Below are 25,272 nucleotides of genomic sequence, written 5' to 3' on the forward strand. Positions count from 1 at the left end.
CCGAAGGTGCACAGCTGAAGCCGGCGTAAGCCCCTAAAGGTTTGGCAGGAAGGAGGAACGGTCAGTCAGGCAACTACGCAAGCACAAACGGTTTGGAGTGGACACGCCCGTGGAAAGTCCTGGTTGCTTGTGCAACCGATTTTAAGATGGGGCGTGTTCCCGGACACAACTCCGGCGCAATGCGCATGCAGAATAAGGCTGGCTACCACGCCAGCGGATAGAAGGTGAGTAAGACGTTGGAGTCTTACGCGCGCGATGATCGGCTTCAGACACGAAACAGACTTGGACCATAGTAACAGTTACCAGGAGGGACCTGCCTCATGATGATCCGGAGTTATCCACCGCCGGCCGGCGTCGTGGTCTAGATGCGACCCGCCGGCCGGCCGTGGATAACTCCTGCACAGCAGTTCACGACGGCGTGACTTCTTGCTTCTCACAGGCTGTGCCTGCCCCTCAGCCAGCTGCGACTCTAGCGTATGCAGGCCCCGGGGCAGTCTTGCCAACGCCAGCCACACACGTCCTCAAAACAATTCCTTGACAATTTGATGCACATAGAAGGACTTTCCCGATCTCGTGGCATAGCGAGATGCGAGGATGGTTGGTGCTGGGCAACCCATCTGAGAAGGGGAAAGTCATGGACAAGATTACTCGTATCGGCGTGGATCTGGCCAAGAACATCATCCAGGTACACGGCGTGGCCAGCATGGAACGCGTGGTGGTCACGAAGGCAATCTCGCGGCAGAAGTTTCTCGAATGGTTTGCGAACCTCGAGCCGTGCCTGGTCGCGATGGAAGCGTGCAGCGCAGCCCACTACTGGGGGCGCAAGCTGCGCGCGCTCGGCCATGAAGTCCGGCTGATTGCGCCGCAGTTCGCCGCGTCGTATCGCAAAGGCGGCAAGCACGTGAAGAACGACAGGCTTGATGCCGAGGCCATCTGCGAGGCCGCAGGCCGACCGCATATGCGCTTCGTGGCCGTCAAAACGACGGACCAGCAAAACGTGCTGTTGCTGCACCGCATGCGGGACGGTTTCGTTGAGGAGCGTACCGCGCTCGTCAACCGGCTTCGCGGTGAGCTGGTCGAGTTCGGCGTGTTCCTGCCGCAAGGCATCGACGCATTTCGTGCCCACTTCGTCGAGGCACTGGAGGACGGGGCCACTGAACTGAACGGTGTCGCGCGCACTGCGTTGGCGCGAGGCTGGGAGCACCTGCAGGCCCTCGACCAGCAAATCGCCTGGTGCGACGCGCAAGTCGCCGCGCATGTGAAGCACGACAGCAACGCGCAGCGCGTGATGGCGGTCATCGGCATCGGGCCGCTCACCGCGTCTGCCACGGTGGCCACCGTCGGCGACGCTCGCCTGTTCAAAAACGGCCGCCAATTTGCCGCCTGGCTCGGCACGGTGCCCAAACAGGCAAGCAGCGGCGGCAAGACCCGGCTGGGACGCATCACCAAACAGGGCAACACGTATCTGCGCACGCTGCTGTTCCAGGGTGCGCGCTCGGCCGTAACGAGCGTCCATCGACGAACCGACCGACTCTCGCGCTGGATCGTTCAACTCCAGGCACGCGTGGGTTGGTATCGAACGCTGGTGGCCGTCGCCAACAAGCACGCGCGCATCCTGTGTGCGATTCTGGTCAAGGGCGAGCGCTTCGATCCCTCCTATGTCTCCACTCCCTCAACACTGGGCCGGCCACGGCAGGACAACAGCACGAACAGGTAAATTCGCTGCGTCACCTAAAAGCGTGACTTCGTAATACAGGACGCAAAGGCAAGGATAGCGACCGGTCAGACCGGCAGCGGGCGAACTCGAACAACCTGCAGGCGCTACATCGCATGTATTCGCCGTCATCCGGATGGAGTCCTGCTGCGCGGTTACTATCCAGGCCCGGGCACCCGCAACGATAGTGCTCAATAAGGCCGCTTATAGGTGTGCAGTCTGTCTCGCCGCTGAATGCCGAATGTGTCCCCCGATGACATGGGAATCGAATGGATGAATGGATAAATCAACCCCAGCTTGCAAAAAGGGAAAGTCCTTCTATGAGCAGGAAGTTGTCAAGACCTTTCGCGAACTGGGAGCGATAGCCGTTTTGTGGGACGCCATGAACTGATGTCCAGGAGTTATCCACGGCCGGTCGGCGGGTCGCCCTGTCACGACCACGACGACCGGCCGTGGATAACTCGGACTCCTTATAATTGGTTCCTCCTTGCGTTGATTGCGGCTCGCCAGCATACAAGTGCATTTGGGCCGCGTATTCCGGCGGATTTCCACCGCCCGTCATCCATTGCTGCGATCCAGTCTACGTCCCTAGTCTGAAGCCGATCATCGCGCGCGTAAGACCAACGTCTTACCCACCTTCTATCCGCTGGCGCCTGGCGCCAGCCGCATCCTGTATGCGCGTCGCGCTGGAATTTTTCCAGGAGGCATGCCCCATCTATAAAATCGGTTACGTGAGTAACCTAGGTAGTCTACGGGCATGTTCACTTCAAACGAGTCCGTACGTCGGGTCTGACGCCTTGCGTGATTACGTTGATTGCAATAACCCCTTGCCGACTCAAGCCGACTTCAGTTGCGCCCCTTCGGGGATTACGCCGTCCTTCAGATAGCGCCACAGCGCGATCGCGAGGCGCCGCGCGACTGCGACGATCGCGATACGCCGCGCCCGGCGGTTCGGTCCCGTGCTCTGCGTGCGCTGGTTGAACCACTGCGTGAGCGCACTGCCGGGCTGGTGGCGCAGCCAGCACCACGCCATCTCGATCAGCAACGCGCGCACCCGTCCGTTGCCCTGCTTACTGATCCCCTGGTCGACCTGGCTCTGGCCGCTGTCGTACGGCTGCGGCACCAGCCCGACGCAGGCACCCACCTGGCGCCGGTTGCTGAACTCCCTCCAGAACAGCTCCAGCGCGAGGCGCGACGCGCCCACTTCGCCAATCCCCTTCAGGCGCGCCAGGTCATCGCTTCGCTTGCGCGCGGGTGCCGGCAGGCTCGCCTGGCGCGTCTTCTCGAGTGCCGCGAGTTGCTGCTCCGCGAGCGCCAGCCGTTCGCACTCGCGCAGCAGCCGCTCCCGCAGCTCGGGTGGCAGCGGCGTGCCGTCGTGGCACCGCACCTCGTCACGGGCGAGCCGGCCGGCGAAGGCCTTGTGGTCGACCTCATCCCAGCAGCCGAGCGTGGCCAGCAGCTTACGCATCCGGTCGCGGTGCTGCAGCACTTCCTTCTGCAGTTCCCCGCGATCGCGCATCAGCTGGCGCGACGCCTCGTCCTGCGGTGACGGCACGTGAACCACGTGCATGCGGTCTTGCTCGCCACGCAGCCAGGCGCGCAGGTTGATCACCAGGCTGATGACATCGAGCCGATCAGTCTTCGCGCGCCGCCTGTGGCGCTCGACCGGAATGCTCGCGGGGTCGACGACGTAGCACTTAATGCCGCGCGCCTGCAGCGCGCGACAGATCCAGAACGCGTCCTGGCCGGCTTCGTAGCTCACGACGATGCGTACGCCCGCCGGTAGCAACCACTTTCCCCTGTGCGCCTCGATCAGGTCCAGCACCGCCTGCAGGCGCGCCGCGGCCTGGGGCTGCGCAACCGTGTGCACGGCCGGCTTCTCGCGCCGGCCGTCGTGCAGCGCGACCTTCCACTTCGCCGCGGCAAGCTCGAGTGACACCGCGAGCACCGGTTCTTCACCACCCGGCGTGAACGTCTGATCAGTGCGCATGATCCTCTCCTTGTAGCAAGGGTTCGACCGACTAATTTTATCGAGCAGTCCGTCGGCAGATGTCCTGCGCATAGGATCTTATAGGAGGTTGTGGCCGGCGCCGCACAGCACCGCGTGCATCGCGTCGCCCAGCGCACCTTTGAGCCAGTTCCTGTCGAGTTTCCCGTCTGTCTTCATGTGACCGATGGCTGGCTCGATTGCGCTGCGCCGCCTGATCATTGCGCGTAGTCCGCGTGTGATGCCCCGCCGCAAGCCCAGGTGGTAGATCTTCACGCCGTCGACGGCGACATCCTTGTATCCACGGTCGACGATGGCGACTTCCGGCGTGGCGTCACACAGGATTGCCGCCTGTTCCAGCGCTTCAGCCAGCGTATGACCGTCATACGGATTGCCCGTCATCGAGCGCATGCCAACTACCAGTCCTTCCTTGTGAGTCGTTGTGAATCGACACTTTCACACCGAGTTCGTATGGCTTGCGCGCCTTGCCTTTGGCCAGACACTCGACTTCCGGCGCGTGTAGCGCGTAGAGCTCGTTCTTGTCCGTCGGCTTCTGCGCCAGGATGCGCTTCGTGCGGCCAATCAGCTCCAGGAGGGCAGCGCGGCCTGAGTCTGCTACCTGTGCGACCTGTCGCTCCACATCGCGCATCACCCGTCCAACGCGTGAACGCGGCGTGCGCAGTGCTTTCCTCATGGAGCGGCCCCTTGAATCACCGGACACAGTCTCCCACCTAAAATAGCGGATCATACGACTGTGTTTTTGACCAACAACAAGCAAGAAGTGATGGAAGTATTGACGGGGCCGGAGCGCCGGCGGCGATGGTCAGCGGAAGAGAAGCTGGCGATGGTGAGCGAGAGTTTCGAGCCGGGCAAGTCGGTCTCGATGGTTGCACGCCAGCACGGCGTGAATCCGAATCAGCTGTTTCACTGGCGCAAGCTGTATCAGGACGGCAGCCTGTCGGCCGTCAGTGCCGGCGAGGGAGTCGTGCCGGCGTCGGCGCTGAGCGACGCACTCAAACAAATCAGGGTGCAGTTGACCCGGGAAAACGGACACCTATTCTTTTGATCAGAAGGCTTCAACGCTTCAACCAGGTAGAGCTTTATTATCTTGAGCTTTAACTGCTCACTGCACTTGGTCATGAAACAAGTCCCAAAGGTTGGATCGGTGTCCAACTTTTGGGGTGAAGTTCAGCCAGCGCCCATCGCCTTCCGCGCTACGACGCCCGCGTCGCCGGGCTCACGCTGCGCAGCGCCGCGGCGGTGGTCGGCTGATATTCGGGCACCCAGCGGCGCAGGTCGCGGCGCACTTCGTCGTCGGATGGCACGCGATGCTGCATCAGCCACGGCAGCAGATTGTCGATCAGGCTGTCCGGCACTTCACGTGCACGCGCGATGCGCAACTTCGGATGCGGAGTGCGGGTAGTCGTTTCATCGTCCGCCAGCAATTCTTCATAGAGCTTCTCGCCGGGACGCAGACCGGTGAACACCACGCGAATCTGCTCCTCGGTAAAGCCATACAGCCGGATCAGGTCATGCGCGAGATCGGCGATGCGCACCGGCTTGCCCATGTCGAGAATGAAGATCTCGCCGCCGTGCCCCATGCTCGACGCCTGCAACACCAGTTGCGACGCTTCCGGAATCGTCATGAAAAAACGCGTGATCTCCGGGTGCGTGACCGTGACGGGACCGCCGCGCGCAATCTGCTCCTGGAACTTCGGAATCACGCTGCCGGCGCTGCCCAGCACATTGCCGAAGCGCACCGTTTCGAACTGCGTGCGCCGCGCGCCCTGCGCCTGCAATGCCGAGCAGGCCATCTCCGCGAGACGCTTGCTCGCGCCCATCACGTTGGTCGGGTTGACGGCCTTGTCGGTGGAGATCAGCACGAAACGAGCGACGTCGTGCCGGATCGCCGCGCGCCCCACGCGATACGTGCCAAGCACGTTGTTGCGCACGGCCTGCCAAGTGTTGATTTCTTCCATCAGCGGCACGTGCTTGTAGGCGGCTGCATGAAACACGATGTGCGGACAGTAGCGCACCATCGCCTGATCGAGCAGCAGCGAATCCTTCACGTCGCCGATGATCGGCACCACCGACACTTCCGGATACTTGTCGCGCAGCTCTTCGTTCAGCCGATAGATGGAGAACTCAGAGATATCGAACGCGACCAGTTGCACCGGGCCGAAGCGCAGGATCTGTCTGCACAGCTCCGAGCCGATCGAGCCGCCCGCACCCGTCACCATCACGACGCGATTCTTCAACAACGCTTCGACGTGATCCGTGTCGATCATCACTGGGTCGCGGCCCAGCAGGTCTTCGAGATCGATCTGACGCACTCGCGACAGGAACGCCTGGCCCTGGGTCAACGGCGTGAGCGCAGGCAGCGTCATCGCCCGCACGCCCGCACGCACGCACAGCGTGGCGATGCGCCGGTGCGCTTCCACCGACGCCGACGGCACGGCGATGATCACGTGCTCGACTTTCAGTTCGGCGGAGATTTTTTGCAGATCGCTGATCGTGCCGAGCACCCGGTAGCCGTAGATTTCGCGGCCCTGTTTGACCGGATCGTCGTCGAGCAGGCCCGCGAGGCGCCATTCGCCCGAGCGCTTCAGCTCGCGCACGAGGTTCGCGCCGGCATTGCCCGCGCCGAGGACCAGCACCGGCTTACCCTGCCCGACCAGACCGCCGTAGCGATAGAACTCCTTGGCCGCGCGATAGAGCGCGCGCGAGCCGCCCATCGCGAGGAACAGCAGCATCGGCGAAACGATCAGCACGGAGCGCGGCACCACTGGCGCCGGTTGCAACAGCGCGGAGCCGATCACGATGACCAGCGCGCCGACGCCGATCGCCTTCGCGATGCGCAGGAGGTCGGGCAAGCTCGCAAATACCCACATGCCGCGATAGAGCCCGTAGCTGCGAAACATCACGGCGTAGACCAGCAGCACCCACACGAGTGCATGCAGGCCGCTCGCCCAGAACACAGCAGGCACCGGACCGTTGAATCGGATCACGTATGCCAGCATCCAGGCCAGAGCCACCGCGCACAGATCGAACGCAAACGCACTGAACGAAAGCCATCGGGCTTTGAATCTTTTCATTGCGCAGAACCTCAGGATTGCCCGGAACGGGACGCATGGCGTCGCCAGCGGCGATCTATGCACAGCCCGGCGACCGCCAGTACGGCAGACCAAACGACCACAACTAGCCATTGAATCAGGACGGCGAACTGTAGTGCCAATATAGCAAGCATTATGCCCGCCACCATGAACAAATACCAAACCCATGCCGTCGACGCGTGTCCCACGCCCGACTGCACCATCCTCTGATAGTAGTGTTCGCGGTGCGCTTGCCAAAATTTTTCGCCGCGCAGCAGGCGTTTGAGCAGCGTCACCGAGGCGTCGCCGATAAACGGCGCGAAGCACAGCGCCGGAAACCACACCGGCCACACGCCTTCGCGCCAGCCCCAATAGCCGAGCGCGCCCGCGAGGAAGCCGAGCGGGATCGAACCGGCGTCGCCGAGAAAAATCCGCGCGGGGTGGAAGTTGAACAACAGGAAGCCTGCCGCCGTCCCCGCCACGACGACCGCGGCCAGCGCGAGCGCGGGGTCCGCGTGGGCCGCATCGCCCGCCGGCAGCGACGCGGCGATCGCATAGCCGCCGAAGCCGAACAGCGCCATGCCGCCGGCGAGACCGTCCGAGCCGTCCATGAAATTGTACAAATTGACCAGCCAGACGAGCAGAACCGCCATCGCCGCCAGCGCCCACCAAGGCACCTCGGCCGGATACACGGCGACCAGCGCCCCCACCGCCGCCGCGTGGCCGCCAAAGCGCACGCGCGCCGGCAGGCCGCGGCGGTCGTCGATTTGCGAGAGCGCGGCGAGCAGCGCCGCCGCGAGCGCGGGCAGCCAGAGCGACGGCGCGATCAGCCAGATCAGCACGACGACCACCGGCACGATGCCCCAGCCGCCGACGCGCGGTGTCGGCCGGGTGTGCAGCGAGCGGTCGTTGGGGATATCGGTGGCAAGACGCCATGCAAGGCCGCTTCCGAGCAGCGCCCACAGAATCGCCGCGCACGCGGCCAACGCAGCGACACCCCACAGGAGCAGATGGAGAAGCGGATAGGCGGACAGTGAAGCGATCGACATCGGCGGCAAGTTCAATATGGGTTCGGGGCGCGTAGCGCGCCTGGTGTTTTCAATGCGTGGCGCGATACCAGGCGGCCGTCTCCAGCAAGCCATGCTCGACGGTATGCGGCGGGTACCAGCCAAGACATTCGCAGATGTGCGAACTGTCCAGACGCAACTCGCCGACCAGCCGGTCGACCTGCGCCGTTTTGCCGGTCAAGCGTCCGGCAAGGCGCAGCACGCCGACCGGAACCGGCATGAGACGCTGCGGCGCGTGCAGCTGCACTGCCAGCGCCCGCGCGAGTTCCGACACGCTCAGATCGCGGCCGTCGGTGACGTGGAACGTCTGGCCGGCCGCGCGCGGGTCGGTGGCGCAATGCACGAGCGCGTCCGCGAGGTTGTCGACGAACACGAGGCTGCGGCGCGCCGCAATCGCGCCGAGCGGCAGCGGCACGCCCTTAGCGATCGCGTTCATCAGTTGCAGGAAGTTCGCGCGCACGCCCGGACCGTAGACGAGCGGCGGCCGGACGATCACGATCTCGAGTCCCGACTCGCGGCCGTAGTCGAGCAATGCGCGCTCGGCTTCGAGCTTGGAGATGCCATAGGCATCGGACGGCGCGGGCTCGTCCGTCTCCTTGATGGGCGGGCCCACACTGCTTTGCGCCACCGCCTTGATGCTGCTCGCGAACACGAAGCGACGCGCGCCCGCGCGACGGGCGGCGGCGGCGACCCGCAACGTGCCTTCGACGTTGGTCGCGCGATACTCGGCGAGCAGATCGGTCGCCGTCTCGTGCATCATGTGGACGCGCGATGCGAGATGGATAACCGCGTCGCAACGCAGCGCCACGGGCCAGCGTTGCTCGATACCCTGGAAGTCGTCCGCGTCGAGCAGCCATTCGCGCACGCCGTCGGCGACCGTCTGCGCATGGCGCACCACGCCGACCACCCGGTCTCCGCGCTGTAGCAGCGCTCGCGACACCGCTTTGCCGACGAAGCCGTTGGCGCCCGTGAGCAACACAGAATGTGTCATCGGCAAGCTCCGGCTGACCTGCTCGTGCGGTTCATCGGTGCGTCCGTAAAGGCACGGACCGTTGTGCCGCATGCAACCCGTGCACGCATCTTATCGCCGTTGCCGGACATCGCCCGCGCGAGACACACCTCAGGCGCAGCCGCCCGGCAACACAAGCGCGCGCTGGCAGCGCGTGCCCTAGCCCGATATGGCAGGAAAGGCTGATGAGACGCAATACAATCTGGCATCGGCGACGCTTCTTCGGAAGTCTGACTGGGAACGTATTGTATGCGGGCGACTTCCGCTGCGGCCGGCTCCTCACGATGGTTAGGCGCTAAAATGTGTCGGCAGCTAACGGATTGAAGTCCCGGCCGCGATGATAAATCGGAAGGGCTGCTCCGCACGCGCAGTCCACCCACTTCGTAACATCTCAAACATATTCGGGGATGTGGAATTCGTGGTTTCGATCCGACGTGCTCGACGACAGCACAATCAGGCTCGCCCCAGAGCGACATGAGCGGCGCGAGCAGAGTGCGCGGAGCGGTGCGCGCCCCGGCGAGCCAGCGCCTGATTGCCGCGACGTCGCGCGGCACGCTCCTGCGAAGAGATTCCCGCACATGGTGGTCCAAATGCGCCCGCGTGTCTCGCGGATTGTCGTTTCACACCGTTTAGCCTCGCAGTGTCCGATACCATCGGCGTCATCGACACGCGGCGCACTGCTCTGACGAAAAGAAGACTTTCGGGCAAATAGAGTCCCACCTATGAAAGTGCTGTTCGCCACTTACCCCATGGCTTTCCACACCCCGGATGCAGAAAAATCAGCTGCTTGCGTATCACAAGTACAATGCCCTCGCATGGCGTGGATGTCTCGTTGTTCGATCCGTCGAAGCCGCGCTTCCTCGAACACGACGTGGTTCATTTCTTTTCGTGTGTCGGCAGCTCGGTCCGTCTCCGTAACTTTGTTAAACAACTTGGCTCGCCGCTGGTGGTTTCGTCTAGTCTCCGGGTCACGGAGGAAACGAAGCACCTCTGTCCGATCGGCGAGACGTGTACGGCTTGCCGAAGAGCTCGCCGGTCGACGGCGGATACCTGACCGCGCTCGATGCGCTCTTAGGCGCGATGCTAGTTTCGTGGTGAACCTCGGCACCGGGGCAGGGCTACAGCGTGATCGATGTGGTCAAGGCGTTCGAGAAGGCCGCCGGCCGGCGCCTTATGAGATTGTGGCGCGGCGGCCGGGTGACGTGGCGTCGTGTTTTGCGGATCCGGCGGCGGCTGAGAGGACCATTGGATGGCGCGCGCAGTATCATTTTGAGCGAATGTGCGCGGATCATTGGCGGTGGCAGTCGGGGAATCCGCAGGGGTTCAAGTGATTTGCATCAAGACTGAAGGTTGATCGTCCACGGCGCAATCAGGGAATCGCCGGGCACGGACTCCGCCGCCGTCGATTGGGGATTGCGATTCGTCAAGCGTGGCGTGTCGCGCAGTAAGTCCCAGATATTATGACCTGCCGACGAGCTCGCCAGCCGATCAGTCGCTTCTGCTGTCCCCGACCAGTCCGTCGCAATCGAAGCTGATCGCCGTGGAGGCGAGATTGTCAACGTAACACAGACTTCTTCGCGCCGTGACCGAGCCGATCGGCAGCGGAATACCTTTCGCGATCGCGTTCATCAGGCTCAGGAAGTTCGCGCGCACCTCCGGCCCGTAGACGAGCGGCGGGTGGGCGCATGATCACGATCTCGAGGCCCGTACGGGCGCCGAATTCCAGGAACCTGACTTCCGCTTCGGCCTTCGAGACGGCGTACGGGTCCGGCGGATTGCGGGCGTCGGTTTCCCTCAGCGGGCGGCCCGCGTCCAGTTCGCAAGCGCCTTAATGCCGCTCACGAAGACGAAGCGCGTGGCGCCTGCTTTCCGGGCGGCGTCGGCGGAGGCCAGCGCGCCGTCCACGTTCGTGGCGCGAAAAGCCGCGAGCGGGTCCCTGCTGCCCGCGAAGGTTTCGGGCGTGATGGAGTCGAGTGAGTCGATGCAGGTGGCATGCACGCCCGGCTCGCACCTTGCGTCCGGCCGGACGACACCCGTCACCTGCGTGCCTTGCGCCAACAACAGCCGGCTCGGCGCCCGGCCGACGAACCATTCGCCCCGGTCACGGCGACGCGCTCCGTCATATCCACTTCCAGCCGAAGCGGTTGAAGAACTTGACCGCCGACGTCACGAAGAGCCGGATGTGCGTCGAACCCTTGCGCGCGGCGCCGCCGCCGTGATGCAGGACGCGCACCGAGGGAACGTACGCGACACGGGCGATCTTGTGCGTGCGCAAGCTCAAGTCGTAGTCCTCGAAGTAGAGGAAATAGCGCGGGTCGAAGCCACCGAGCTTTTTTAGTACCTCGGTGCGAAACAGCATGAAGCAGCCGCTGACGATCGGCGGGTCCCAGACCACGTTCTTGTCGTCGATCACGTCGCGCATTTCGTAACGGGCAAGACGGCTCTTGAATGGGGCGCGCAGACGCGAAGGAAGGAAGCCGCGGGCGAAGAGGTCGAAGACGGTGGGGTAGCGGCGGCAGAGGAATTGTTGGTCGCCATCTTCTTCCAGGATCAGTGGCGAAAGGAGACCGACCTCCGGATGAGCTTCCATGAATGTGAGCGCGTGGCTAAGTGCGTCGCCGCCAAGTTCGATGTCGGGGTTTAAGATCAGGTGGTAACGGCTCGATGTGTGCTCGATGGCGAGATTGTGGCCACGGCCGTAGCCGACATTGCCCTGGCCTTCGATGACAGTCGTCATCAACCGGGCTTCACCAACGAGCTCGGACCAGTCCATCCGTTCATTCCTGCCGTTGTTGACAAGATATAGCGGCGCGGACACCACGTGATCTGTGATTCGCAAGCGATCCAGGGCGACATCGAGTGTACTGAGCGTACGTTCGAGAAGTTGACGGTCCGGCCGATAAACGACGACGGACACGCTTATCAATTCAGCCGAGCTTGCGTTATCGGGATGGAAGTTCAACTGCATCCTTGTATCGGGAAATCGAGACTTGCGGCGGCCGCTGACGGACGACGGGACCGACATTTTCGCCGAAATGAACTGAAAGTAGGAAGTCATTTGGGAACATCTGCTGGCAACATCGACGCCTCACCAGCAAAAACGGCCAACGAGCATCCGTTCAAGTCACGGTGAGGCGCTGCCTCGATAATCCAGAGAGATGCTATGGGAGGGCGGCGAGAGTAGGTCCCGTGGAGTAAGACGGGATTTGCAACCCCGCTTTCTTCCAAAGGAGCACGCAAAATGGACGCGCCAAACGGAACTCTCCAAGGGCAGGATACGACGGTATGTGGTCGGCTGTATGTGGCGTTTGAACTGAGCGAGAAGAGTTGGAAGCTTTCGCTGGGTGATGGCCAGCGTGCGCCGAGCCGGTGTACCGTTGCGACAGGTGACATCAAGGCGGTCCTCACCGCCATAGCAAACGCCAGGGCGCGCTGCCACCTCAGCGTCGACGCACCCGTCTACAGTTGTTACGAGGCTGGCCGCGACGGCTTCTGGCTGCACCGCTGGCTGACTGAACAGGGCATTGCCAATCTCGTGGTGGACTCCGCCAGTATTGAGGTGAACCGGCGCGCCCGTCGCGCGAAGACGGACCGGCTTGACAGCGACAAGTTGCTGTCGATGCTCATGCGCTATCACGCGGGCGAACGACGGCTGTGGGCGGTGGCGCGCGTACCCACGCCCGAGCAGGAAGACGACAGGCGCCTGCACCGCGAGCTCGAACGCCTGCGGCAGGAGCGCACCGCGCACACCAACCGAATCCGCTCCCTGCTCGTGCTACACACCCTTCGGGTTAAGTATGTCGGGGGCCGGACCTGGGCTCACTGGTGGGCCGGGCAGCGCGAGCTGTTGCTGCCGGGCCTTCGCGCCGAAATTGACCGAGAGTGTGAGCGGCTCGCGCTGGCGCGCCAACAGATCCGTCTGCTTGAAGCACAGCAGGACCAGCAGGTGCAAAGTGGCTCACACGCCGGCATGGCGCTGCTGGCACAGCTTGCGGGCATCGGAGCAGGCAGCGCGTGGACTCTGGTCAGGGAACTGTTTGGCTGGCGGCATTTCCGCAACCGCCGTGAAGTCGCCGGCTGCCTGGGCCTGACGCCCACGCCGTATGCAAGCGGTGACAGCGAAGTCGAACAGGGCATCAGCAAATGCGGCAACAAACGAGTGCGATGGCTATGGTCGAGCTCGCATGGAGCTGGCTGCGCTTCCAGTCTGACAGCCAGCTTAGCCACTGGTTCACCCAGCGCTTCGGGGGCGCCGGCAAGCGACTGCGGCGCATCGGTATCGTAGCGCTCGCGCGGCGTCTCGCGATCGCGCTGTGGCGCCATCTCGAACACGGCGAGGTTCCTGCCGGTGCGATACTCAAATCACGAGACATCAACATGGCGAGGATCTGACAACAATTGAAGCACGACGGCTGTAAAGGTCAGCGCGCCCGGTAAAAATTCGGGCTACCCATGCAGGTAGCCGTTCTCAGAGATGGGGCGCGTCGGTAACAGAGTGGCTCCAGCGCTTTGCGCATGCGGCATAAGGTAACCGGTCTGGTTGGGCCGGAACGGATAGAAGGTTGACCAGGCTCCATTGCCGGTCCCATCAAACACTCTGACCTGAATAACGTTGACATGCGAGCCGTGCGAGAGCAGGTCATTGCGGCACAGCCAAGGTTTGTCCACGGCCAGCCTGCGTCGGGTGGTAGCACGCGACCGCGGCCGCTGGTCTGGCAAAATAGGCAGATCAAGGAGATACACTTTGTTGTACTGAAACTTAAACATGCGACAGGGACTTGACTTCTAATGCCCCATAGAAGGATTTTTAGCAGGGCGGAAACGGGGCAATGAGCGGGACAAGGGCGTGACGAACGAGCCGTTTCTGCCCTGATAAAAATTCTTTGAGCTAAGCCGCTCCGCTGCCGGTGGCTATGGGAATTGAATCGGTGCCGTGGCGGTTGTGACCGCGGGATGCGGGAAGGAAAGCGACGGCTGGAAAAGATCTGGGTCCACGGTATGGCAGCCGCGCCCGGCCATGACGAAGAGCAACCGGCTTCGATCGCGTGGGCAAGCCCCGCCCAGAGCGCATTGGACATACGTGCCTCGCGGACGCGCAGAATGTGCTTGGTTCGGTGCCGAGGAGTACATGCGTTCGTGCCTCATTGCTGGGATGGTGGTGCCCGCGGCGCGCAAGGCAAGAGGTATTCGACGCAGACCATGTGACCGTGTTTGCAGACGGGACTATCGCGCAGTGACCCGCCCGTCAGGTGTGCATAGCGGTCGCGGTAGTCAGGCCTGGATGTCTCAGGGGTTTCGTTGGACGGGGCACCAAGCAGTCGGCGACATGCGACGAGGCCGGATTCGCGCAGCCGGTTGCTGAGCAGTCCGTAGTGGCGGATCCGTTGCAGTCCGTGCGGCAACACGTGCAGCAGGAAGCGGCGCAGGAACTCGTGGGCGTCGAGACACATCACGCGTGGCCTGCCCGGATGGCGATAGTCCTTCCAGCGAAACGTGACGTGCTGATCGGTCTGACTGATGAGGCGGTTGTTGGAGATCGCGACGCGGTGTGTGTAGCGGCCGAGATAGTCGAGCACTTGTTGGGGGCCACCGAATGGCTCCTTGGCATAGACGACCCACTCGGTTCGACGCAGACCGGACAGATAGCGGGCAAATTGGCCCGGCTCAGACAGGTGAGCCAGTGACGAGAAGAAGCGGAGCGCCCCTATATCGAAGGCCTGCTGCAACCGCTCGAGAAACAGCCGACGGAACAGGCGTGAGAGAACCCGCACCGGCAGGAAGAATTCGGGTCGGCAAGCCACCCAGCGCGCGCCGTCGGCAGCCAGGCCGCCGCCGGGGATGACGCAGTGCAGATGCGGATGGTGGACCAGATTCTGCCCCCTCAAGGCATCCGTCCTGGCGGTTGCGTCCGGCCGGGCAAGGTCGACATCCGATTTACCGCGCTGCGCGTCTCATATCTCGCTCAGCGGAACGGACTCCGTTCCCGTCGCGACAGACCGTGGGATCGTGGAATGTTGACGAAACCGGAGGCTGCTGCACGCCTCGGCATCCACGTTACGACACTCATCAGGTGGGTCGAGTACGGTCTCGTCACCAGACACGCCTACAACGACTACGCGTACCTCTACGAAGTGCCCGATTCGGGCCGCCGGAGAAGCATAGCAGTCGATGGGACCGGCTTACTGACCGCGTAGCAGCGATGCAAGCGGCGCAAGAATCAAAACCCTCACATCCAACTGAAGGAGTTGTAGTATGAAGCCAGATAGTTCGTCAGCAGGCACATACCGTCGCCACTCCACCACAGCAGGATCGGCGTTGCACACGACATCAACTACGCGGGCTTTGCTCCCCGGCTTTGGCAGTGTGCTCACGCGTATCAGGCGCTTGTGGGCCATTTTCGTAAACAGAATTCAATGAGTCATCGGGCAACTGCTTCGATAACGTACCTCTGGGGTGTCCATTTAACCGGAGTTAGCGATCTGCCTCCACGGAACGCTCGGCGAAGTTCGCTCCAAGCTGGGCGGACGTCCGCGTTGCCTCGGCGGCTTTGGAGGAACAGCGGTTGGGCTCTGGTTCACAACAAGGTCTTCGCATTGAACCGGGCCCCGGGGCAACAGCAAGCTCTAGGACCCGGTAGAACAGCATCCCTGGGCTACGTGAGCTGCGGCTTCGTCTGCCCGTTCTGTGGGCATCCAGGATGCTTGGCGACATGGGGACGAGAGGATTATCCCTAAGTTCAACTCCGGTTAAATGGACACCCCAGACGTACCTATTGAATTGTTCTGAGAAACACCGAAAAGTGAACTGGTCTATCTTCGACGATTCAAGACGCGCGAGCAGGCAAAGTGCGCAGTCAGTGAATATATCGAGTTGCTCTACAACCGGCAACGTACGCAGGTCCACCCTCGGTTATCTGTCGCCTGTGGCATTTACGCCGCCATACAATCCAAATCAGCTCGCTGCTTAACCGGCTGGCACCTACGGTTTTCGACCGATCTCAGTCGCTGCTCATTTCCTAATAACGAAAACCTCATTGAACTCTGCGTCGATCCCCTTGCTGTGATCTTTCGTGTGGAATACTTGAACCGGTCTTTGTGACCATTCGCTTAAAAGATCTTCGAAGTCGTAGCCATAGTCGAAGGTCACGAGGGCGCGGCCATCGCCTACAGGATTTCCGTGGTACTCCGGCTTCAAGATGTATTCGACCGTCCCGTCTTCTCTCAGGTGCGCTCGTCTGACAGATTTAAGCATACCTTTATGTTTCGGGGCGGTGAATATATGCGCGCCTCCCGGCTTAAGCACTCGCATTATTTCTCGTACCGCGCGGCCGGGATGAAACACATGCTCGAGCACGTCCTGCGTCACGAATATGTCGATTGATTCGTCTTCGAACGTGAGATCTTCGATGCTTTCGCAGCGAACGCCATCGACGACCGTCCCGAGCGCGACACCCGGAAGGAATTGCGATGACGAGTAGTTCTCGCAGTAGCGAGACAGGATCTGATTGGATGGGGACGATTCGTGGACGGTCTTGCCCTCCCATCCGCGAAAAAAAATATCAAGGATGGATTGTAGGTGGCGTTGTCGTGGCAATGACATGCATTTCCCGCATACATACGAGTCGCGCAGCCATGCAGAGTATGCAACGAATTCCGTGTCCGACCTGCAGCAATGGCAGTAACCGCTATTTCTAAATTGTTCGGCAGGTTCGATTGGTTCGTCTTTCGTAGTAGCCGCCACGTTCCTCCCCGCGAATTCACGCAAGCCCGCATTAAGGAAAAGCCCCATCTCCAATAGGGGAAACGGGGACTACGGTGCCAGATGCCCAGTCGCACAGCCGCAAGGCAACGTCGAGCAGTCTACCAGAACCTGCAACGCATCATGACCGCGCCGGCGCTTTTCCAGATCGCGGGTAATGCCTGCTATCGAGAGGGTAGGCAGAGAGTCATACTAATTGTGGTTCCAGGTACAAACGTCGGCACCGGTATCTCAAAATAGACTCCGCCTATAGCACTCCGTTGACAAAGCGAACAAGGTCATCGATGTCTAGATGAAAGGACATTCCAAGTTCCGGACGCTCTTTCCCCCCAATGACGGGCGGACTCTCCGGGGGCAAACTATGGCAGAAAAACGGCGTCCATTGTAAGCCGACAATCGCGCATATATTGCGTACCCATATTCCTTGCAAGTGAGTGGGCTGAATTTCAACGATCCTGGCAGAGGGATGGCAGTAGAGCACATTAGTAAAGGCTGCTCCAGTGCATCCGACGACAGCGTCTGCCTCCCTGAACATTGCTATCTGATCATCGACTGAATATTGCGCAGGGTCAATGACTTCAAATGACATCGATTTTAGTTCATCCTCCAACAACTGTTCGCCCTCGAATATGCGCTTTTGATCTCCCTTGCGGGAAATGTATATGCGAGACGTCGGAGTTGAAGTCCCCACTTCTCGTTTTCGAGCATTAAGAATCTCAATATCACGGAGTAGCCTCAAGTTACTGTTGGGGGCATGCATGAAATGATCCATGCAGCTCGTGAATATCGCGTCCTTTATGAAGTAAACCTCTCTTGTCAGTTCGCTAATATTGCGGAGCCCCGTAAGATGCAGGTGCCGGCGGTGCCAGGGCTTGAGGACCGGGAACAGGTACTGGTAGCCGGCCAAAGCACTGATCTGGCGCGTCAAAGCGACAGAGGGCAGGCAATCCAACGCAAAGTGACCATAGTTCGAATTTGCGCCCCACGGAAAAGTAATTATTGCCCGATCAATCGTCTCGACATCGCCCCTTATGACGGGGAGCTTTGTCGGGTCAGCAAGAACGAAATTAGCCTCGGCGAAAGTCGAACGCATGACTTGACCATCACTTGTAACTATCGCGCCGAACTCAGGAAAGTAATAGGCATTTTGGACACGAAACAGGGACACGTCTGATGAGTAAATTTCAGGGTCCCTCTTCCACCAGTCCGGTATTGCGGGGCCCGCTGCATCGGATCGATAGTCGGCGGAAATTTCACTTGCTCGTTTCATCCCCCCTGGGATTAACAAGGTTTGACCGCGACTTCCGTTGCCATCAAGTAGTGCGTCTATGTCTAAAAATTTTTCGAACACTTCGCGCTCATCTGCCATCACCAGGCCTTGGCGCGCACGATCCGCTGCACTGACACTTTCAATCATTTCTATTCACTCGGAACGTTTGAACGATGGATAAGTGTACGTTAGACAGCGTCAAGCGGCACGGCCGGTCACCGACAACTATGTTGGCCGCCGGCCAAGATAATTGAGAATCATCTAGCGGGCCTCCCTCCGTCGCCGTGGAGGCGACAGGGCTAAAGTGAGCTTGCGAAGCGCTTTAACCGGAAGGAAGGAGGCTGAGATGAAATATAGCGGAATTGACCTGCATTCGAACAACAGCGTGGTGAGCGTCACAGACGAAGCAGACCGGGTCGTCGCCGAAAAGCGCCTGCCCAACGACCTGCCGAAGATTCTCGCGTTTCTTTCGCCATGGCGAGTCGAACTCGCGGGCGTCGTGGTCGAGTCGACCTACAACTGGTACTGGCTGGTCGATGGTCTGCAGGCGGCCGGATTCACCGTGCATCTCGCGAATACCACGGCCATCAAGAAATATGACGGACTCAAGCATAGCGGCGACGAAACCGACGCGCGCTATCTGGCTCAACTGTTGCGGCTGGGAATCCTGCCGACCGGCACCATCCTGCCGCCCGAACAGCGCGCAATGCGCGATCTGGCCAGGAAACGCATGCAGCTCGTCCGTAGCCGCACCAGCCACATCCTGGCCGTGGAGAACATCACGGGCCGCCAGCAGGGCACACGTCTGAGCTGCAACCAGATCCGGCGCCTTACCACCGACGCCATCGGGCAGATGCCGCTGCCCGCCGACGTAGCTCTCGCGATCCAGGCTAACGTAGCGGTCATCACGACATTGTCCACGCAGATCGACGTACTGGAAAAGCGTCTCCAGCAAATCGTCAAACCGCGAGCCGAATATGCACTTCTCAACACCGTGCCTGGTATCGGCCAGACCCTGGCGACCACAATCCTGCTGGAGACCGGGCCGATCGAGCGGTTTGCCCGTGCTGCCAACTTCGCCTCCTATGCCCGCTGCGTCGACAGCCAGCACACCAGCAACGGCAAAAAGAAAGGTGAAGGCAACACCCGTAACGGCAACAAGTATCTCGCCTGGGCCTTCATTGAAGCTGCCAATCTTGCACTGCGCTACTGCGCTGAAGCGAAGCAGTTTTACGAGCGCAAGAAAGTCCGAACCAACAGCATCGTTGCTACCAAGGCTCTCGCTCATAAACTCGCGCGCGCGTGTTTCCACATCCTGAAGGAGCACAAACCCTTTGACGTGACGCGCTGCTTCTCATGAGGCTTACGACGGCGACCGGCAAACCCATGGCGGCGAATGGTGCTACCAGCCCTGGTAATTGAATGGATGCCGTGCCGCCGTCCCGATGTGCAGCAAAAACGGACCGCCCGCAATGCGAACCCCCGATCGACTGGCGCCGACGTATTGGCAGCCACAAAATTGCGCAACCCTATGGACGCATTGCGGTACCAACGTTCTTCTGGGGTGGCAGAGCCACCAGGGCGAAAGGCAGCTTCACCGCCATTCGCTTGAGCCTGATGGGTGTCTGGCGCGATCCGTCGCAGCCATGAATCGAAGAAACGGGCGCGATCAGTCACTGCAATCGGGCTAGTAATTTGAAAGCCAGCCGCTTTTGCGGTCATGGATTTGCTTGTTCGCTTGACACCGGCCCGCTAATGGGTGTCGCCGCCCAGTACGTCACGATCCTGACGTACAGTTGTAGTCTTCCCCGGAAGGCGGAGCAGCAATCGCGGCGCACGACCTACTTCGGGCGGCACGCCTCTACTAGGGTACTGGTGAATATGCCGCGCGACCCGCCGCCCGAAAGCCGGTTCGCTCTCATCGACCAGCAGGCCCAGATAGCTGGCCTGAGCGACGGCGCTCGGCCACTCATAAGTCGATCGAGAAAATACGACTATGAGGAACGCCGCGCAGTAGTACCCAATATAAATCGTCAGTCAACATCGGATACAAGGGTGCAAGATAAGTTCGCCGAACCCGTTGACTCACGCAATAATTCGCTAAAATATTCGAACAATTCGCTTTTTATTATTGCTCAGGCGAAATATTTCCAACACCAATCCAGGCCGGTTACAATCGCGTTAGCCTTGGTCTCTCGTGGTTCGCTCATGTGAGCAGGGCCGGTCACATAAAATGAGTTTCTGGAACAATATCGATGAAGCCGTCTTATTATGCCGGCAACGTTATCTGGCTTACCGGGCTCTCCGGATCTGGCAAATCCACCATAGCCAAGGCGCTGCTCGACAGTGCGCTGGAACGGAGCGTACGTGCCGTTGTCCTGGATGGGGACGAGTTGCGCAAGGGTCTGAACGCGGATCTAGGGGTACGCTTTGAGGGACCGTACAGAGAATTTGCGTCGCATTGCTCACATCGCCAAGTTGTTCGCCTAGGAGGAGTTTCTGGTCATTGTTGCCACGATCTCGCCGCAGCAGGAACATCGTGAAATGGCTCGCCAAATTATCGGTAAAGGGTTCGTCGAGGTGTTCGTCGAAACGCCGCTTGAACTCTGCGCGCACCGAGACCCCAAAGGCTTGTACGCGTGCATTCCGCGACGAAATTCCGGGCTTTACTGGCGTAACTGCACCTTACGAAATTCCGAGTGACCCCGAACTTTTGTTAAAAACTCAAGACCTTGCAATCGAGCAAAGTGCAAACGCAATCGTGGAGTTTCTCCTCGATCGACCGTTCATAAAGCGCTGATGTCGGGTAAATAGGAACAAACATCTCTAATGCTCGGCGAGCCGCTCGCTGACCGGTGGAAGCCCGAATAACCCCGGACCTATCACCGGGCGCAAACAATTTCGAAGAGGATTAAAAGCTCTTGCGACAGATCTTGGTCCATTGCGGCCTTCATAAGACGGCTACCACCACAATACAGATCGCACTTGCCGAGCAATTCGATCGGCTGCGTTCGCTTGGATTCCTTTATCCCCTTGCTGGTCGCATCGATGAGTTGAGCGGGCACCATAACATCGCATGGCAGATTGCTCGCGATCGCCGCTTCAATCGCGAAAATGGGGACCTCGACGCGCTATTCAAAGAGATTCAAGCGTTCGACGGCCACGTGCTTGTATCGACTGAAGACTTCGAGAATTCCGTAAGTCGAATAAAACGATTTCTTCCACTTCTACAACGCGCACGTTCCATCGGAAGGTCCGTTACATTTATCGTCTACATCCGAAGTCAGGTTTCATACTTGGAGTCCCTCTATCAAGAAATGCTCAAATACGGATTTGGCGACGAGTACGCGGAATTCGCCGACGCTGCGCTCGCCCACGGATCACTCCGGCTGAAGGAATGGCAATTCCAGTTCAACTACTGGAACTTGGCGACCAGTCTAATGCAGCTCCCGGACTGCAAAATCGTCTTCCGCAGTTACGAAAGGATGCTGGAGGAGTCGCCGATCCTGGACTTCTACAACACCGCCGGAATCCCGCTCTCGGCGCTGCCGCCGTCACTTCACTCGAGGGCCAACGTTCGATACCCCAGCAAAGTCTCTCTAACACAATTTTATGGCAACCGAGTCGAGAGAGATCTTGATAGTCATGAAACAGCAGTCATCGACCAGCTTTTCGGGCTTTTCACTGAGCCTATCGCGACGACGGCCGCACTACGTCGGGAACTCGAGCAGAGATTCGCATATTCAAACAAGAGAGTCTGCGATTACTTCGGCATCCCGTCGGCCGGACTCGTTCCCGAGGGCGATGTGTCCGCCTCCGCGCCGATCCGAATCAGCATGCAGAAGATGTTCTCCTTCGAGACGCAGAACGCCATACGCGACATCGCGCTCATGCGGGCCCGCAACCAAGCCGATGCCGCCCGGGCGCTTGCACAACAATGCGTCGACGCTTGGCGCGATTCCGGTCGCTAAATCTCACACCGAGGCCCGGGGACGAAGCCGCTCTCCGGCCAATGATGCCCGGATGCTGAACGATTCGCTACGCTTCTTATCTTGTTTCCTCTATCAACCCCGGTGGGCTTAGCACCGCATGCCCACCGAGGTTCACGGCCGATCAGACCGCCGACGAGCCCGATCGCCTGAGTGGTTGAATGCCCGACGCCGATGCTACGGCCTCGAGCCAACCATGACCGAAGTCGCGGTCCGGTTCGAGATAGGTCCCTTCCGCCCATTCGTTCCACGCGTTGATGAAGATCATGCTTTGCGAGCCGTGCACGCTGCCTTGCTCTTGCACGACGAGATTGCGCAGCCAACGGCGGAACTTGGCCGGCGTCGCCCCGTGGAATGAATGCGACCGATGAAGACGCCGGGCCGTGTTGTCCCAACCCATCATCGCACACGGATGGAGATACTCGCTGCTCGCCTTGAAACTCTCTATGGCGTTCTGCACTGCCGACTCGTAGCTGTAAACCTTCCCGTCGAACTCCGGCACCAGATTGCGGACGACATCGTTGATCTGGGCCGCGGCGGTTCGATGCGGCGCAAATCCGACATAGTGGTCCAGACCGAGCTTATGCGGATTGTCAGGGCACAATTCCTCGTCCGCGAATCCGACCCAGTTCGCGCAGAGATAGATGTCGTCGACGCCGTGCTGCTTAAGCGACTTGCGCAACTGGTCGAACGCCGCTTCGCGGTTAGGTATGTGCATGATGCGATAAATCAACAGCACCGGACGCCCGTTGAACCGGTAATAACGCGGGTCGCGAAGCATCGGCGCGATGTCGGCGGCAAAGCGCTCCACCCAGCCGATTTCATAACTCTGTGGCATCAGCACCTCGCGATTTCCCCCGTCCCAGTTGCGAGACCAAGGCTCGTTGGCCCAACAGATGAGGAACGGAAAATCGGGGCGCCCGCTCGCCAGCATCTCGTCGATTGGGCGGTGCAGCATGCGCCGTCCGTCGAACCAGTAGTAGTAGTAGCAGAACGCGGAAATACCGTACTGGCGCGCAAGCGCGGCCTGACGCTCACGCACTTCGGGGATTCTGAGATCGTAGAAGCCGAGATCGGCCGGCAAGCGTGGCTGACGATGGTGTTGGTAAAGCGGTTTCGAGCGCGTGACGTTGGCCCATTCCGTAAAGCCCGTTCCCCACCACTTGTCGTTCTCATCCGTGGGATGAAATTGCGGCAGATAATACGCGATCATGTCTGGGTTCACGATGTCGGCGCGTGCACTGCTGGTGTCGATCACAGGATAGGAGCCGCCCAAGCTGCTAGCTTCCTCGATGCGCATGCCCGCATCGCGGCACACGAGTCCGATGAGCCGCTCCACCGCGTGACCGGTCGTGCCGTCGATGCCGAGCGGTTCAGGCTCGAAATCGTTCGGGGTCAGCGCGAGACCGGCGATCGATCGAAGCAGGAATGGCCTGATCCAGAACATCGAGCCTCCCGGGAACGTCGTTCCCGATGCGACTTCGTCTAGGCCAATGCGGCCGCCCAGTTCGATGACGCGCGACCGGTTGTCGACCCAATGCTCTTGACGGCTGCCATAGATCTGGCCCTGAGCCACGACGACACCGAGGTCCGGATCGGTATCGAAGGCGCGCGCGATACGCTCCGCGTGCGCGTTGCTGCCCAGGACGCCAACCAACAGACTGTTGCGCCATTGATCGCCGTCTTCGCGATGCAGGCTTCGCTTCGTATGCACCTTGCAAACGAGTTCATAATTGAATAGCACACCGGAATTGATCAGCGCCACGAACGGAAGGACGTCACGACCGCGATTCTCAAAGCGCAGCACCTTGGCGAGCGGATAGAAGGACTTGATGTCGTTCACGATGCGCTCGGACGCAGCCGACTGGACGCTGACGAAGAGGTCGAAGGATTCTTCGATGGCACCTAGCGCCGCGCAAATCTCCGGCCACAAATCTTCGTAATAGAGGTGCACGACGACCGCTATCCGGCCCGAGCGAGGCATAGTTTTGATTTCGAAGAAATCCGGCAGCGGCGCCGCCGCGATGCAGGGCGCGGCGAGCGCGGCAGGCAGGGGCGCCTCCGCCACCGCACCTGTCGCGAGTGCCCGCTGCACCGCTCTCCACTCGCTGAGCTTGCTCGGCAGCTTCAGAGTAATCGTCCACCACGCCAGTCTCAACAGCCTGCGAGCACGACGGCGGGCCGCGGGCGATTGAGACGCCAGCGCACGACGCAACGGAAACGACGCCTTCCAAAACGTGCTGTTCTCAATTTGACGCAACAACTCGGTGGCCTCTGTCGCACGGCGCTGAGCGCTCGCACCCTCCTCCACAACCTTAACCATATCCTGCTCGAGGTTGTGAGCCTTCGCTTCCGCGACCCGGAAGGATTCCCTCGCCTCGTTGATCTCTCGAATTGCGGCAAACGACCTGCGCTGCACTTCGAGGAACTTGCGGTGCATCTCCTCGAGTTGGACATTCTTCTCGTGCAACGCACGTTCCACGCTGTCCTTCTGGAGCCGCGCCGATTCTGCGGCCGCTCTGAGCTGTGCGTTGTCGCTTGCAAACCTTGCTTCGAGGTCACGCTTTCCGGCGTTGATTTCGCTTTGAAGCGCCTGGAGCTGCGCCGCGTTCTGATCCCGGAGAGCCTGCTTTTGCACTTCCTGATCATTGACCGCGGAACGGAGCGCGCACGCCTCCGAGCGAAGCGCACCCGCCTCTTTTTCGAACGCTTCGGAACGCAACCCAGCGGTCAGACGTTCTCCGAGCACCGAGAAAAGATTGCGGACGGTGGCAGCCAACTCGCTATTCGATTCGAACAGCGTGGCAACACGAGGTGGCAGGTTCTTGCCGACGCCGAGCACACCGAGCCCATAGCTGTGAAGGAAGTCAAAGCTCGGATACGCTTCCTTCAATTCTTCCCACAACCGCCAGACCCCGTAGTTTTCCCGATGGACATTGATGTCATGGAACAGCACAACCGCACGGCTGGACAGCAGCGGGAGCCAAGATTCGAAATCGTGCTTGACCGACTCGTAAGTATGCGTGCCGTCGATGTGGAGCAGATCGATGGTTCCCGGCTGAAATCGCGCCAGAGCCTCGTCGAAGGTCATCTGCAGCAGTGACGAGAACGCGCCGTAGCGATCATCGTGATGGGCCCGCAACTCCTCCAGCAATCCTTCCTGAAAACCCATGTGCATATCACCTTGCCATGTATCGACGGCATAGGTGCGGCAATCGAAGTCGAATCGCGAGATCGCCTGACAAAACGCACAGTATGAGTTACCGCGATGCGTGCCGAGTTCCACGAGCGTGCGAGGACGCGCCGCCCCGATCAGCCAGAACGCGAAAGGAATATGACCAACCCAATGCTCGAACTGCACCAACCGTTCCGGCCTCCAGAACATC

Annotated in this window: 13 protein-coding genes and 7 pseudogenes; 9 read left to right on the forward strand and 11 right to left on the reverse strand. The window is 60.5% G+C overall.

The genetic code is table 11. The features are described 5' to 3' along the window. The first annotated feature begins 634 nt into the window (after window positions 1–634). Window positions 635–1,717 (forward strand): IS110 family RNA-guided transposase, encoded by a 1,083-nt coding sequence (locus FVF58_RS37075; RefSeq protein WP_149674678.1) that lies wholly within the window; start codon window positions 635–637, stop codon window positions 1,715–1,717. A gap of 832 nt (window positions 1,718–2,549) precedes the next feature. On the opposite strand, the gene FVF58_RS37080 is transcribed toward FVF58_RS37075, so the two are convergent. Continuing rightward, window positions 2,550–3,704 carry an IS110 family RNA-guided transposase gene (locus tag FVF58_RS37080; RefSeq protein WP_149674679.1) on the reverse strand — a complete coding sequence of 385 codons (1,155 nt, stop codon included), beginning with the start codon at window positions 3,702–3,704 and terminating at the stop codon, window positions 2,550–2,552. Window positions 3,705–3,782: 78 nt separating this feature from the next. Next, window positions 3,783–4,401 (reverse strand): annotated as a pseudogene (locus FVF58_RS37085) (transposase); the annotation flags it as partial. Between the two features lie 84 nt (window positions 4,402–4,485). Between FVF58_RS37085 and FVF58_RS37090 the strand changes: the two are divergent. Then, a pseudogene (locus tag FVF58_RS37090) lies at window positions 4,486–4,728 on the forward strand (transposase); the annotation flags it as partial. 187 nt (window positions 4,729–4,915) lie between these two features. Here the strand turns inward: FVF58_RS37090 and FVF58_RS37095 are convergent. From FVF58_RS37095 to FVF58_RS37105, 3 genes are read right to left on the reverse strand one after another with little or no spacing between them, the layout of a single operon-like run. Beyond that, window positions 4,916–6,796, reverse strand: a complete 1,881-nt coding sequence (locus tag FVF58_RS37095; protein WP_149674680.1) for a polysaccharide biosynthesis protein — start codon at window positions 6,794–6,796, stop codon at window positions 4,916–4,918. A gap of 11 nt (window positions 6,797–6,807) precedes the next feature. Further along, window positions 6,808–7,842 (reverse strand): MraY family glycosyltransferase, encoded by a 1,035-nt coding sequence (locus FVF58_RS37100; protein ID WP_149674681.1) that lies wholly within the window; start codon window positions 7,840–7,842, stop codon window positions 6,808–6,810. A 49-nt stretch (window positions 7,843–7,891) separates the two neighbouring features. Continuing rightward, window positions 7,892–8,851, reverse strand: coding sequence for a UDP-glucose 4-epimerase family protein (locus tag FVF58_RS37105; RefSeq protein ID WP_149674682.1), 960 nt, complete (start codon window positions 8,849–8,851; stop codon window positions 7,892–7,894). A gap of 1,062 nt (window positions 8,852–9,913) precedes the next feature. Here FVF58_RS37105 and FVF58_RS53320 point away from each other — a divergent pair. Beyond that, a pseudogene (locus FVF58_RS53320) lies at window positions 9,914–10,200 on the forward strand (UDP-glucose 4-epimerase); the annotation flags it as partial. Between the two features lie 202 nt (window positions 10,201–10,402). On the opposite strand, the pseudogene FVF58_RS54930 reads toward FVF58_RS53320, so the two are convergent. Together FVF58_RS54930 and FVF58_RS37125 are read right to left on the reverse strand one after the other, a co-directional pair. Further along, window positions 10,403–10,992: pseudogene (locus FVF58_RS54930) on the reverse strand (NAD-dependent epimerase/dehydratase family protein); the annotation flags it as partial. Beyond that, on the reverse strand, window positions 10,989–11,837 hold the full coding sequence (locus FVF58_RS37125) for a glycosyltransferase family 2 protein (protein ID WP_149674735.1): 849 nt from the start codon (window positions 11,835–11,837) through the stop codon (window positions 10,989–10,991). The gene FVF58_RS37125 and the pseudogene FVF58_RS54930, both read right to left, overlap by 4 nt. Before the next feature lie 273 nt (window positions 11,838–12,110). Here FVF58_RS37125 and FVF58_RS37130 point away from each other — a divergent pair. Then, window positions 12,111–13,261, forward strand: a pseudogene (locus FVF58_RS37130) (IS110 family RNA-guided transposase). Window positions 13,262–14,010: 749 nt separating this feature from the next. On the opposite strand, the pseudogene FVF58_RS37135 reads toward FVF58_RS37130, so the two are convergent. After that, window positions 14,011–14,748, reverse strand: a pseudogene (locus tag FVF58_RS37135) (IS91 family transposase); the annotation flags it as partial. Window positions 14,749–15,658: 910 nt separating this feature from the next. Here FVF58_RS37135 and FVF58_RS53325 point away from each other — a divergent pair. Continuing rightward, window positions 15,659–15,836, forward strand: a pseudogene (locus FVF58_RS53325) (IS3 family transposase); the annotation flags it as partial. A 41-nt stretch (window positions 15,837–15,877) separates the two neighbouring features. Here the strand turns inward: FVF58_RS53325 and FVF58_RS37145 are convergent. Next, a complete protein-coding gene (locus tag FVF58_RS37145; RefSeq protein WP_188131049.1) occupies window positions 15,878–16,468 on the reverse strand; it encodes a class I SAM-dependent methyltransferase in 591 nt (196 codons plus the stop codon). 406 nt (window positions 16,469–16,874) lie between these two features. Further along, the gene (locus tag FVF58_RS37150) at window positions 16,875–18,044 is read right to left on the reverse strand and encodes a glycosyltransferase family 61 protein (RefSeq protein ID WP_149674684.1); all 1,170 of its coding nucleotides are present in this window, start codon (window positions 18,042–18,044) and stop codon (window positions 16,875–16,877) included. A gap of 199 nt (window positions 18,045–18,243) precedes the next feature. Here FVF58_RS37150 and FVF58_RS37155 point away from each other — a divergent pair, with 199 nt between their 5' ends. The 4 genes from FVF58_RS37155 (at window position 18,244) to FVF58_RS37165 (ending at window position 21,868) form a co-directional block, all read left to right on the forward strand. Then, entirely contained in the window at window positions 18,244–19,257 is a 1,014-nt protein-coding gene (locus tag FVF58_RS37155; protein ID WP_149674737.1) for an IS110 family RNA-guided transposase, read from the forward strand. A gap of 895 nt (window positions 19,258–20,152) precedes the next feature. Continuing rightward, window positions 20,153–20,440, forward strand: a complete 288-nt coding sequence (locus FVF58_RS54315; protein WP_281291331.1) for an adenylyl-sulfate kinase — start codon at window positions 20,153–20,155, stop codon at window positions 20,438–20,440. A 1-nt stretch (window position 20,441) separates the two neighbouring features. Continuing rightward, entirely contained in the window at window positions 20,442–20,600 is a 159-nt protein-coding gene (locus tag FVF58_RS54515; RefSeq protein ID WP_342802428.1) for an adenylyl-sulfate kinase, read from the forward strand. A 218-nt stretch (window positions 20,601–20,818) separates the two neighbouring features. After that, the gene (locus FVF58_RS37165; protein WP_149674685.1) at window positions 20,819–21,868 is read left to right on the forward strand and encodes a hypothetical protein; all 1,050 of its coding nucleotides are present in this window, start codon (window positions 20,819–20,821) and stop codon (window positions 21,866–21,868) included. 142 nt (window positions 21,869–22,010) lie between these two features. On the opposite strand, the gene FVF58_RS37170 is transcribed toward FVF58_RS37165, so the two are convergent. Next, entirely contained in the window at window positions 22,011–25,172 is a 3,162-nt protein-coding gene (locus FVF58_RS37170; protein ID WP_188131050.1) for a glycoside hydrolase family 99-like domain-containing protein, read from the reverse strand. Between the last annotated feature and the right edge of the window lie 100 nt (window positions 25,173–25,272).

Origin of the sequence: Paraburkholderia panacisoli, from assembly GCF_008369935.1 — a bacterium.
Lineage (GTDB): Bacteria > Pseudomonadota > Gammaproteobacteria > Burkholderiales > Burkholderiaceae > Paraburkholderia > Paraburkholderia panacisoli.

Bases quoted from the DNA above. Each gene is read 5' to 3' on its own strand.
- FVF58_RS37075 (WP_149674678.1), top strand. From the start codon at position 635: ATGGACAAGATTACTCGTATCGGCGTGGATCTGGCCAAGAACATCATC.
- FVF58_RS37080 (WP_149674679.1), bottom strand. From the start codon at position 3,704: ATGCGCACTGATCAGACGTTCACGCCGGGTGGTGAAGAACCGGTGCTC.
- FVF58_RS37095 (WP_149674680.1), bottom strand. From the start codon at position 6,796: ATGAAAAGATTCAAAGCCCGATGGCTTTCGTTCAGTGCGTTTGCGTTC.
- FVF58_RS37100 (WP_149674681.1), bottom strand. From the start codon at position 7,842: ATGTCGATCGCTTCACTGTCCGCCTATCCGCTTCTCCATCTGCTCCTG.
- FVF58_RS37105 (WP_149674682.1), bottom strand. From the start codon at position 8,851: ATGACACATTCTGTGTTGCTCACGGGCGCCAACGGCTTCGTCGGCAAA.
- FVF58_RS37125 (WP_149674735.1), bottom strand. From the start codon at position 11,837: ATGCAGTTGAACTTCCATCCCGATAACGCAAGCTCGGCTGAATTGATA.
- FVF58_RS37145 (WP_188131049.1), bottom strand. From the start codon at position 16,468: ATGTCATTGCCACGACAACGCCACCTACAATCCATCCTTGATATTTTT.
- FVF58_RS37150 (WP_149674684.1), bottom strand. From the start codon at position 18,044: ATGATTGAAAGTGTCAGTGCAGCGGATCGTGCGCGCCAAGGCCTGGTG.
- FVF58_RS37155 (WP_149674737.1), top strand. From the start codon at position 18,244: ATGAAATATAGCGGAATTGACCTGCATTCGAACAACAGCGTGGTGAGC.
- FVF58_RS54315 (WP_281291331.1), top strand. From the start codon at position 20,153: ATGAAGCCGTCTTATTATGCCGGCAACGTTATCTGGCTTACCGGGCTC.
- FVF58_RS54515 (WP_342802428.1), top strand. From the start codon at position 20,442: ATGGCTCGCCAAATTATCGGTAAAGGGTTCGTCGAGGTGTTCGTCGAA.